Origin of the sequence: Thioalkalicoccus limnaeus (assembly GCF_041197575.1) — a bacterium.
In the GTDB taxonomy this organism is placed as follows: Bacteria; Pseudomonadota; Gammaproteobacteria; order Chromatiales; family Chromatiaceae; genus Thioalkalicoccus; species Thioalkalicoccus limnaeus.
Window position 1 is genome coordinate 15,565 of record NZ_JBDKXB010000008.1, and the last position, 11,165, is coordinate 26,729.

Consider the following 11,165-nt stretch of genomic DNA (forward strand, 5'->3'; position numbering starts at 1 on the left):
GACGTGCGCCCGAGCGGCGGCCGGCAAGCCGCCGCTGGATGCCGGCCGAGCCGATAGGGGAGGGAACCTTGGGAGAGGGACCGTTATCCGCCGAGACCCAAGGGTCTTCAGACGACCTCGAAGGATGGCCTTCCGGGGCGTCCTTCGAGGCGCGGAGAGAAAGAGACGGGTTCGATTACACCGACGAGCAACGCCGTTCGATCGAGCACGCGGGTGGGCATAGCCTGACCCTTGCGGTGGCCGGCTCCGGTAAAACGCAGATGTTGATCGGGCGGGTCCTGTTCCTGTTGCGAAAGGGGGTTCCCCCACAGCGCATCCGGATACTCGCGTTCAATCGCGCGGCGGCCCGCGAGTTCGAGACACGCCTAGGCAAGGCCTTGCCCGCCTCGGCTCGTGCCCCGAGGGTCTCGACCTTTCACAGTCTGGGCCTGCGATTGACCAGACTGTTCGAGGAGCAGGGTTTGTTGCCGCGCCGGCGCTTGGACGAACGCGAAGGTGTCGAAAAACGCCTCGCCCGCGACGCTGTCGTCGCAGCCTTGCGCGAGCAAGATCGCTCCGATTACCCGAGCCAGGATGAGCTCGACGCATTCGTGGATTTCATCGGTCTGGTCAAGTCGGATGTCTTGTCGACCGACGATGTCTTCACTCGCCACGGGCTGCCCGATCACCTGGATTTCTTCGTGCCGGCCTTTCAGCGCTTCGAGCAGGCCCGAGAACGGGCCGGGCGGCGCTTCTTCGCCGACCTCCTGACCGAACCCGTCTCCGTGATGCGAGCTGAGCCGGGCGCGCTGAGCCTGGTCACCAACAAGCTCGATTGCGTCCTGGTCGACGAATTCCAGGATGTCAGTCGAATCCAGGTCGAGCTTCTGAAACAGCTGATCGGTCAACGCGCAACGCTGAACGCGGTCGGGGACGACTCCCAGTGCATCTATGCTTGGCGTGGCTCGCGTCCGGAGTTGATGGGCGATGAGTTCGATCGCCACTTTCCGGGCACGAAACGCTACCGGCTGTCACGAACCTTTCGCTTCGGTCACAGTGTGTCGCTCGCCGCGGGTCAGTTGATCGCGCACAACCAGAAGCGGCTCGATACGCTCTGTGTGTCGGCCCCGACGACACCGAACACCCGTCTCGACGTGATCCGCGCGACCTCGTCCGGCGATCAATCGGCGATCGTCGCGACGATCGAAGACTGGCGGCGCCGCGGTCGCCGGCTCGGCGAGTGCGTCGTGCTGGCCCGGCTGTGGGCGCAGACCATCAGTCTCGAGATGGCCTTGCTGCAGCGCGGGATCCCTTATTCGAAGCCAAAGGTCGATCTGTTCGCGGTGCCGGAGGTCGCCGGGCTGCTCGGTTATCTGCGCCTGGCCGCGGGCCGCTTCAGCGACGAGGCACGGCCGGATGATCTGGTGCGCGCGATGCTTTCGACGCCGACCTTGTGGCTGTCCGCCATCGATCTCGAGCGACTGGTTCAAGCGATCGTCGCCGAGCCGGCGGCGGCTCCGCGCCGGCTCGAGGACTTCGCCGCATCGGTCGACAGACCCCATCAGGCGCTTCGGCTGCGCGGCCGGGCCGCCGCCTGGCGCTTCGCCATCGAACCTGGTTCCAGACATCGGTCAGCCGCCGATTTCCTGCGCCGATATGCGCGAACGACCGATCTGCTCGCGACCTTCGCGCGATCATCGGCGGCCGAGGCCGCCGCCGAAAAGGTGATCGCGTTCACGATCTTGCTCGACTGGGCGGTCCGCACGAAGAGGACGGTCAGCGGGTTCGTCGAGTGGCTCGACCGATTGCGCACGACGCGGGCCGAGCAGGACCCGCAGGCCGATGCCGTGCTGCTGTCCACGATCCACCAGGCCAAGGGTCTCGAATGGCCGTTGGTGATCGTCGCCGGGCTCGAGGACGGGCTCTTTCCGAGCGCCTATGCCGATGACGAGGAGGAACGGCGGTTGGCCTATGTGGCCTTGACCCGTGCGCGCGAGGAGTTGCGCCTGGTCGTCCCGCCGGATGTCGCGTTCGACGCGGTCTGGCAAGACGGTCGGCCGTGCGGGCGCACAGGCGCGGTACCGAATGCGGCGAGTACCTTTGTCTTCGAGGCGCGGTTGCGCGACGCGGTTACCGTCGGCCGTGCGATCACCGCGCGGCTCTCCGGCGCCGATCCGGCCCGTCCCTGGCCGCCAGCGATCAAGACCCCCTTGATCGCGCGCTACCTCGCCGAGGTGGGGTTGAGCGAGGTCGCGCCGCTCGGCGATCAAAGCGACGCCCAGGGTCGCCGTCAGCGGATCGGTTCACCTTCCTCATCGAGATAGACGAGGTTTGCCGCACGTTCCACCTCGGCGGTGTAGGTCAGGGCCGGGCCGCCGCCCATCATGATCGCGACGGCACAGGTTTCCATGACTTCCTCGAGCGTCACGCCGACGGCCTTGCATGCCCGAACATGCAGGATGATGCAGTAATGGCAACGCAACACGATGGCCATGCCGAGGGCCATCAGTTCCTTTTGCTTCTTGGTCAGGACACCGGGCTTCATCGCTTGGCGCATGAAGGCCTGGGTGGCACCCATGGTCGCGGGCTGATATTCCGCCATCAACTCGAGTCCGCGGTGAGCGTGTTCGAGGATCTTCTGCGCGCTATCGGAACCCTTGGGCTTTCGAGTGTCGTCGGTCATGGTGTCGACTACCTAAAAAAGTGAATGATTATTTGTTGATATGCTTACACAGATTCTGTTGCGCCACACGGCAAATCCTCAATGCTCGATATAGCGCAGCGGTTGCTGGTCCCTGAGCCGGCGCCGCTAATTGCGCATAATGTATATTATGTAAAGTCGAGGGCCGTGGTCCGGAGGCGCCTTGTCTGGCCATGCCTGGATATTCGGCTGCGACGAACGACAACCCTGTGATAACATTCGGCGGCTTTAGGGACGATCCCCATCAAAAAACAACGCGATTCTAAGATGTCGAAAGAAGATGTGATTCAGATGGAAGGCACGGTCCTCGAGACGCTGCCCAACACGGTGTTTCGCGTGGAGTTGGAAAACGGCCATGTCGTGACGGCCCACATCTCCGGCAAGATGCGAAAACACTATATTCGAATCCTGACCGGCGATAAGGTGACCGTCGAGCTGACGCCTTATGACCTGACGAAGGGCCGCATCGTCTATCGTGCTCGCTGAGGTCATCCGTTCGGGGCTCAGATCCCTCCGTGGCCCCGTGACGAATCAGGGAACCGGACGAGATGGTCATGGCGCTCGTGCCGCACTAGTGTCGTCTATCCGGCCGACAGGATAGCGCCAGACACCGCCACCAGGGCTAGTTCAGCGCCTTCTCGCCAATCTCCATGGCTAGGTCGTCGTCTTTGACGTAGACGTGGACCGACCCGCCGTGCGCCAAGCCGCCGAACAGCAGTTCATTGGCCAGCGGCTTCTTGATATGCTGTTGGATGACCCGAGCCATCGGTCGAGCCCCCATCTGCCGGTCGTAACCCTTCTCGGCGAGCCAGACGCGCGCCTCGGCATCGAGCGTCAGTGCGACGCGTTTTTCCGCCAACTGCTGCTCCAGTTCGAATACGAACTTGTCAACGACACTGGCGATGATTTCCGGAGTCAGGGAATGGAACTGGACGACGGCATCGAGACGGTTACGGAACTCCGGCGAGAAGTAGCGTTTCAGAGCCTCGAGTCCATCCGTCGAGTGATCCTGCTCCGTGAAACCGATCGAACGCCGACTCGTTTCCTCGGCGCCGGCATTGGTGGTCATAACGAGCACGACGTTACGGAAATCCGCCTTGCGACCGTTATTGTCGGTCAAGGTGCCGTGGTCCATGACCTGCAACAGCAGGTTGAACACATCCGGATGGGCCTTCTCGATCTCGTCGAGCAAGAGCACCGCATGCGGATGCTTGGTCACCTCCTCGGTCAGCAGACCACCCTGGTCGAATCCGACGTAGCCTGGCGGAGCCCCGATCAGGCGCGACACCGTGTGGCGCTCCATGTACTCGGACATGTCGAAACGGATCAGCTCCATGCTCAGGATCCGGGCCAGTTGCCGGGTGACCTCGGTCTTCCCGACGCCGGTGGGACCGGTGAAGAGGAACGAGCCGATCGGCTTTTCTTCGTGGCCGAGGCCGGACCGGCTCATGCGGATCGCCGCGGTCAACGCATCGATGGCGCCATCCTGTCCGAAGACCACCATCTTCAAGTCGCGATCGAGGTTGCGTAGGGCCTCGGTGTCGGACATCGTGACCTTGCGTGGGGGGATCCGCGCGATCTTGGCGACGATCGCCTCGATATCGGCGACATCGATGCGTTTCTTGCGCTTCGCCGGTGGCCGCAACTGCACATTGGCCCCCGCCTCATCGATGACGTCGATGGCCTTGTCTGGCAGATGACGGTCGTTGATGTATTTGGCCGAGAGTTCGGCGGCGGCGCGCAGTGCCGACTGGGTGTAGGTGACCTGGTGATGGTCCTCGAACCGCGACCTCAGGCCCCTGAGGATCGCGACCGTATCCTCGACCGAAGGCTCTTGGATATCGATCTTCTGAAAGCGCCGAGCCAAGGCACGGTCCTTCTCGAAGATCCCACGGTATTCCTGATAGGTCGTCGACCCGATGCAGCGCAATTCGCCAGAGGCGAGAACCGGCTTGATCAGATTCGACGCATCCATGACACCGCCGGAGGCCGCACCGGCACCGATGATCGTGTGTATCTCGTCGATGAACAGCACCGAATTCGGTTGCCGCTTCAGCTGTGCGATGACGGCCTTCAGACGCTTCTCGAAATCACCACGGTATTTGGTACCGGCCACCAATCCACCGAGATCGAGCGCGTAGATCACCGCGTTCATCAGGACCTCGGGCACCGCCTTGTCGACGATCCTCTTGGCCAAGCCTTCGGCAATCGCCGTCTTGCCGACCCCGGCCTCGCCGACCAGCAACGGGTTGTTCTTGCGGCGCCGACACAAGATCTGCATCGTCCGTTCGACTTCGAGTTCGCGTCCGATCAGCGGGTCGATGCGCCCTTGCTTAGCCATCTCGTTGAGATTCGTCGCGAAACTGTCGAGAGGACTGGCTGCTTCCCGTTCATCACCGCCACGGGGCTCCTCCCCTTCCCCGTGCATCTCCTCGTCACGGTTCTCGCCCGGCACCTTCGAGATCCCGTGCGAGATGAAGTTCACGACATCGAGCCGTGTGATGTCTTGCTGATTGAGAAGATACACGGCCTGCGAATCCTGCTCGCTGAACAGGGCCACCAGGACATTGGCCCCAGTGACTTCCTTCTTGCCGGCCGACTGCACGTGGAACACGGCGCGCTGCAAGACGCGCTGGAAGCCCAGTGTCGGCTGAGTCTCGCGTTTATCTCCGGTGGGAATCAACGGCGTCGTCTCGTCGATGAACTGGACGATCTCGCGCCGGAGTCGCTCCGGATCCGCACCACAAGCCCGCAACACCCGTGCTGCCGTGGGGTTATCCAGCAGCGACAGCAGCATGTGTTCGACCGTCATGTACTCGTGATGCTTCTCGCGGGCCTGTTTGTAGGCCTGGTTGAGCGTGAATTCGAGTTCTTTGCTAAGCATTTTGCTGTGACCGTGCTGGTAAAGCTTGAACACCCTGAGGATAACTGTCCGATCTCGGGCGACGTGTTTCCTCAGGCCTCTTCCATGGTGCACATCAATGGATGGTGATGACTCCGCGAATAGTCATTGACCTGCATCACCTTGGTCTCGGCGATTTCCCGCGTGAAGACCCCACAGACGCCTACACCCCTTGTGTGTACATGCAGCATGACCTGTGTCGCTTTCTCCCGACTCATCGCGAAAAAGGTCTCCAGAACCTGAACGACGAACTCCATCGGCGTATAGTCATCGTTCAACAACAAGACCTTGAACATCGGAGGCCGACGTAGCTTCGGCTTGCTTTCCTCGACCGAGACCCCGGAGTCTTGATCTTGATACGGAAGATGATCGCTCATGGTGACCGGTTTGTCGCGATGATTGATTAAAATTCAGCGTCTGCCGAGGGACCCTGCAATCCCTCAATGGTACTGGGTCGAGCGTAATGGCCCGCCGTTACAGCGAGAGACAAGGATCCCGCTTCGGCGTGCCGTCAGGGGCTGCGACTTCGTCATCCCGCACCGCCGGCAAGGCCTGAGCGCAGGATCGGAGCGGCGATCGGGCAGTCGACTCTGTTCATCAGGTAGTGCCACGCATCGCTCCTCCCAAGGGGCGCCGAGACCCGTCGGCGACGCCAATCGGCCCCGGCACGCAGGTTCCCGTCTCGCCGACCTTTTCGCCGGCCCCATTAGGAGTCGCTGTTTGACCAACCAAATCAGATTACTATACTTGCGCGGTAGGGTACGCTCGATCCGCGCCCTACCCCACCGACACCGATAAAGAATACCGGCTATCAAGCGGTCGCTAGTGGAGGAGTCCTGCCAATGATCACGGGTATCGTCAAGTGGTTCAACAACGCCAAGGGTTACGGCTTCGTCAAACCAGATGGGCGCGAGGAGGACGTCTTCGTCCATTTCTCGGCAATCGACATGGAAGGATATAAAACGCTGCGCGAAGGACAGAAGGTGGAATTCGAAGTGACGCAAGGACCTAAGGGCCTGCACGCGGCCAGGGTCCAGCGTCTCTACTGAGCTCGATGGGCCTACGAGATCCATCGACCCCAAACCCTGCTCGCGTGAGCAGGGCTCGGGGATGGGTCCGTCCTGGCTGGGCTACATCTTGGCGATGACGGCGTTGCCAAAGCCCGAACAGCTCAGTTTCGTCGCGCCCTCCATCAGCCGCTCCAAGTCGTAGGTAACGGTCCTTGCGGCGATGGCGCCTTCGACGCCGCGGATCACGAGGTCCGCCGCCTCGGTCCATCCGAGGTGGCGCAGCATCATCTCGGCGGACAGGATCAGCGAACTGGGATTGACCTGGTCGCGGCCGGCATAACGCGGTGCCGTGCCGTGCGTCGCCTCGAACATGGCCACCGTGTCGGAAAGGTTGGCACCGGGCGCCATACCGATCCCACCGACCTGGGCGGCCAGCGCGTCCGAGATGTAATCGCCATTGAGGTTCAAGGTGGCGATCACGTCATAGTCCTTCGGCCGCAGCAGGATCTGCTGTAGGAAGGCATCGGCGATCACATCCTTTATCTGGATCTCGCGACCGGTGCGAGGATTCGCGAATCGGCACCAAGGCCCCCCGTCGATCTCCGTCGCCCCGAATTCCTCGATCGCGAGATCATAGCCCCACTGCTTGAAGGCGCCCTCGGTGAACTTCATGATATTGCCCTTATGCACCAAGGTCACCGATGACCGATCATTGTCGATCGCGTACTGGATCGCCTTGCGCACGAGCCGCTTGGTGCCCTCCTCCGACACCGGTTTGATGCCGACGCCCGATGTCTGCGGGAAACGGATCTTGGTAACGCCCATCTCGCCTTGCAGGAAATCGATGAGGCGCTTGACCTCGGGCGAACCGGCCGGCCACTCGATACCAGCATAGATGTCTTCGGAGTTCTCGCGGAAGATCACCATGTCGGTGTGTTCGGGTTCGCGAAGCGGGCTCGGTGTCCCACGAAAATAGCGGACCGGGCGCAAACAGACGTAGAGGTCCAACTGCTGGCGAAGTGTCACATTCAGGGACCGGATTCCACCACCGACCGGGGTGGTCAGGGGACCCTTGATCGAGACGACGAAGTCCTTGACCGCCGTCAGCGTCTCCTCGGGCAACCAGACATCCTCCCCATACAGACGCGTCGCTTTTTCGCCCGCGTAGATCTCCATCCAGCGAATCTGCCGGTCGCCGCCGTAGGCCTTGGCGACAGCGGCGTCAGTGACCTGACGCATCACCGGGGTGATGTCCACGCCGATCCCGTCACCCTCGATATAAGGGACGATCGGCGCGGCTGGAACCTGCAACGAACCGTCGGCGGCGACCCGAATTCTTTCGCCATTCGCGGGGATCTCGATCTTGTCGTAGTCCATATCTCGTGTGTACCCGATGCTGCGTAAAGACGCTATCCTAACATCGTGCTGCGTCCTTGCGCAGTCCGCCCAGGGCTCCGGCCGCTGCCTCTCCTGCTCGTGAACCGCCATGTCCGACCCACAGATAACTGTCACCGAACCCCGAGTTGGCCCAGAGCGACTGATCGTCGGGCTCTCCGGCGGCGTCGATTCGGCCGTCGCGGCTCGACTGTTGGTCGACGAGGGCCATCAGGTCGAGGGGCTGTTCATGAAGAACTGGGAAGAGGACGACACCGACGGTCACTGCGCCGCTGCCGAGGACCTGGCCGACGCGCGCGCCGTCGCCGAGCATCTAGGGATACCCTTGAGGACCGTCAACTTCGCGACGGAATACTGGGACCGGGTTTTCGAGCGCTTTCTTGCCGAGCACCGTGCCGGGCGGACCCCGAACCCGGATGTCCTGTGCAACAGCGAGATCAAGTTCGAGTCCTTTCTCGACCATGCCCTGACCCTCGGTGCCACCGGTATCGCAACGGGGCACTATGCGCGACGCAGAACGGGCCGAGATGGGCATCATCTGTGTCTCGCCGTTGATTCGGACAAGGATCAGACCTACTTCCTCCACCGTCTGACTCGACGTCAACTGGGTCGCAGCCGTTTCCCTCTCGCCGGTCTGCGCAAGGGAGAAGTGCGCCGAATGGCTCAGCGAATCGGGTTGCGGAATGCCGCGAAGAAGGACAGCACCGGGATCTGTTTTGTTGGCGAGCGACGCTTCCGCGAATTTCTCGAGCGTTTCCTGCCTCGCACTCCCGGGCCGATCGAGACCCCCGACGGAGCAGTCATTGGGGAGCATCGAGGGATCGCCTTTTTCACGATTGGCCAGCGGCAGGGGCTCGGGATCGGGGGAGTCCGCGGATCCCGCGAGGCGCCCTGGTTCGTCGCGCGCAAGGATCCCGCCCGCCAAGCGCTGATCGTCGTGCAGGGGACCGACCACCCCTTGTTGTTCAGCCGCGTGGTCACGGCGACCGATCTGCACTGGATCGCCGGATCGCCACCCGGTGACCCCCCCTACCCTTGCCGGGCCCGCCTGCGTCATCGGCAACCCCTGCAGGATTGCTTGATCCTGGGTTACGATCAGCATCGGTGTCAGGTCCGCTTCGACCGGCCCCAGCGTGCCGTCACGCCGGGACAGGCCATCGTCTTCTACCGTGCCGATGAATGTCTCGGCGGGGCCGTCGTCGACCGGGCCGGAAGCTGAGTGCCGATTGGAAACGGCTCGCATCGCCGAGGCCGGCCCACAGCATCCGGCTTCCTGTGGGGCGTGCAGGCGCCCTCGATCAGGCGCGTCCGAGCTGAAGGGCGTGACGTGCGTTTTGCGAACACACCTCGGAAGGGGCTTGCGCGGTCCCCTCCAGCTAGCGGAGACTGTTTGGATGGCTTACTCTGATTCGGATCGGCTGATTGCGCTGGCTGGTCTTTTCCAGGCGATTCATTGCGTGATGCGGGTAGCTCGTCACGGTACCTTGGATACGTCCGCGGCCGAACCCTGTATTTTCAGTCTCTTTCAGGTCGATGCCGATACCGTTGCCAGCGTCTACGGACCGCCCGGCGCTGTCGGTATCGGTGTTCGTCAGATCATCGACCAGATGGGAGGCAAACCGCAGCGCGACCTCGAGCTGACCCGTTACGCCATTCTGGTGATGAAACTGGAGCAACGCTTGGCGGCGCGACCGGATTTGTTGCGTGCCATCCGTACCGGGATCGATGAGGCGACCGTCAAACTCGATCATCATGCCTTGCTCGACCCCGTCATCCTATCCCATCTTGCTGATATCTATTCTAAAAATATCAGCATCCTAGAGCCGCGGATCCTGGTCAGGGGAGAGCCTTCGCATTTGAACAATCCCGACAATCAAAACCGCATCCGAGCCTTCCTGCTAGCCGCGGTGCGCAGCGCGATGCTGTGGCGCCAGGCCGGTGGCAACCGCTGGCGCATCCTGTTCGGGCGCGCGCGATTGTTCGAGGCTGCGCGCGCTTACTTAGACAGCCGCACGGTCACCTAGCCGGTTACGTCTGGATCGAAGAGGCGTGGTGACAAATACCGACCCGGCACGCAACGACCCGGTCCGCGTGTCGGTCTCTGTGTTGCTCGGCCGATGACTCGCCCCTCTTCGTGAAGGATTTTATGTTCGTCCTTTCGGTCAAAGATGTTGTCGTCGACGAGGAAGAAGTCATGAAACGCTGTTCCGACTATGCCTTTTCCGTGTGGCCGCTTTTCGTCGTAGCCTTCATCACCAGCGTGGTGACCTTCGTCACCTGGTTGACGCTATCGCTATCCGCGTTTGGTTTGGCCGAACAGATCGGCGTCAGTGCCTTTGTTTTCGTGGCCGTTGGCGGGACCCTGCTGCACTACGTGCTCGGTTGCATGCGGCGGCACCGGCTAGCGAGCCAAACCCGATCCTAGATGGCCGCGGAGGCACCCGAGTTCGGCCGAACGAAGGTGACCTGGTCACGCAGATAGACGGGCACGGCGGCCTCGGGTCGCACCTGCGCCCCCTCGGCGAACAGCGCGCTGGCCAGATCGGCGACGTCCTGTGCTTCGCAGGGCCGATTGGGCATGATCGCCTCCAGCCACGCGGCGGCGTGTTCGCTGAGGGTCGCGCCGTGAACCGACCATCCGGAACCGACCCCGAACCATCGCCCGGTTGCGGGGAGCGAAACCTCCCCGGGGTTCGCTACGGCCTCGTCTCCTTCCAAACGCGCGAACCCTTGGGGGTCGATGCGGTATCGCCCCCAATAGACTTGCCCCATGCGCGCATCGAGAGCCACGAGGCTGAACCGGACCCGATCGGTTCGATAGGCACCTTGGGCCAAGGCCGCCAACGTGGAGACGGGAACGACCGGAAGTTCGGCGCCAAAGGCGGCCCCTTGCACCACGGCCGCGGCGATCCGTACACCGGTGAAGGAACCAGGACCACGACCGAAGGCCAGGGCATCGAGTTCTCGCAGTCGCAGGCCGGCCTCGGCGAGCAAGCCGTCGGCCATCGCGAGTACGAGCTCACCATGGCGTCGCGGGGCCAACTCGATGCGCTGGCGCGTCTCGCTGCCAATGCGGAGTGCGACGGAACAAGCTTCCCCCGAGGTTTCGAACGCCAACAGCTTCATCGTGAGCAGGCCCTCTCTGCTATGGTCTTGGATCGATCATGAGGCTTCCTCT

General features: G+C 62.4%; 11 protein-coding genes. 6 read left to right on the forward strand and 5 right to left on the reverse strand.

Going from position 1 to position 11,165, the window contains the following annotated elements:
• Positions 1–68: 68 nt before the first annotated feature.
• Entirely contained in the window at positions 69–2,303 is a 2,235-nt protein-coding gene (locus ABC977_RS08275) for an ATP-dependent helicase (RefSeq protein WP_369666778.1), read from the forward strand.
• Here the strand turns inward: ABC977_RS08275 and ABC977_RS08280 are convergent.
• Complete coding sequence (locus ABC977_RS08280) at positions 2,270–2,662, reverse strand: carboxymuconolactone decarboxylase family protein (RefSeq protein WP_369666779.1); 393 nt, start codon at positions 2,660–2,662, stop codon at positions 2,270–2,272. The genes ABC977_RS08275 and ABC977_RS08280 overlap by 34 nt on opposite strands.
• A gap of 285 nt (positions 2,663–2,947) precedes the next feature.
• On the opposite strand from ABC977_RS08280, the gene infA reads away from it, so the two are divergent.
• Positions 2,948–3,166, forward strand: coding sequence for a translation initiation factor IF-1 (gene infA / locus ABC977_RS08285; protein WP_200252987.1), 219 nt, complete (start codon positions 2,948–2,950; stop codon positions 3,164–3,166).
• Between the two features lie 136 nt (positions 3,167–3,302).
• On the opposite strand, the gene clpA is transcribed toward infA, so the two are convergent.
• Positions 3,303–5,564, reverse strand: coding sequence for an ATP-dependent Clp protease ATP-binding subunit ClpA (gene clpA / locus ABC977_RS08290; RefSeq protein WP_369666780.1), 2,262 nt, complete (start codon positions 5,562–5,564; stop codon positions 3,303–3,305).
• 71 nt (positions 5,565–5,635) lie between these two features.
• Complete coding sequence (gene clpS, locus ABC977_RS08295; RefSeq protein WP_369666781.1) at positions 5,636–5,959, reverse strand: ATP-dependent Clp protease adapter ClpS; 324 nt, start codon at positions 5,957–5,959, stop codon at positions 5,636–5,638.
• 465 nt (positions 5,960–6,424) lie between these two features.
• Between clpS and ABC977_RS08300 the strand changes: the two genes are divergently transcribed.
• Positions 6,425–6,631 carry a cold-shock protein gene (locus ABC977_RS08300; RefSeq protein ID WP_369666782.1) on the forward strand — a complete coding sequence of 69 codons (207 nt, stop codon included), beginning with the start codon at positions 6,425–6,427 and terminating at the stop codon, positions 6,629–6,631.
• 81 nt (positions 6,632–6,712) lie between these two features.
• Here ABC977_RS08300 and icd read toward each other — a convergent pair whose 3' ends face one another.
• A complete protein-coding gene (icd, locus tag ABC977_RS08305) occupies positions 6,713–7,969 on the reverse strand; it encodes an NADP-dependent isocitrate dehydrogenase (RefSeq protein WP_369666783.1) in 1,257 nt (418 codons plus the stop codon).
• A gap of 109 nt (positions 7,970–8,078) precedes the next feature.
• Between icd and mnmA the strand changes: the two genes are divergently transcribed.
• The 3 genes from mnmA to ABC977_RS08320 all read left to right on the forward strand — a co-directional run bounded on the left by mnmA (position 8,079) and on the right by ABC977_RS08320 (position 10,412).
• Positions 8,079–9,206, forward strand: coding sequence for a tRNA 2-thiouridine(34) synthase MnmA (gene mnmA, locus ABC977_RS08310; RefSeq protein WP_369666784.1), 1,128 nt, complete (start codon positions 8,079–8,081; stop codon positions 9,204–9,206).
• 175 nt (positions 9,207–9,381) lie between these two features.
• Entirely contained in the window at positions 9,382–10,011 is a 630-nt protein-coding gene (hflD, locus tag ABC977_RS08315; RefSeq protein ID WP_369666785.1) for a high frequency lysogenization protein HflD, read from the forward strand.
• A 122-nt stretch (positions 10,012–10,133) separates the two neighbouring features.
• A complete protein-coding gene (locus ABC977_RS08320; RefSeq protein ID WP_369666786.1) occupies positions 10,134–10,412 on the forward strand; it encodes a hypothetical protein in 279 nt (92 codons plus the stop codon).
• Here the strand turns inward: ABC977_RS08320 and tsaB are convergent.
• Complete coding sequence (tsaB, locus tag ABC977_RS08325) at positions 10,409–11,113, reverse strand: tRNA (adenosine(37)-N6)-threonylcarbamoyltransferase complex dimerization subunit type 1 TsaB (protein WP_369666787.1); 705 nt, start codon at positions 11,111–11,113, stop codon at positions 10,409–10,411. The two genes, ABC977_RS08320 and tsaB, sit on opposite strands and share 4 nt — an antisense overlap.
• Positions 11,114–11,165 lie beyond the last annotated feature (52 nt).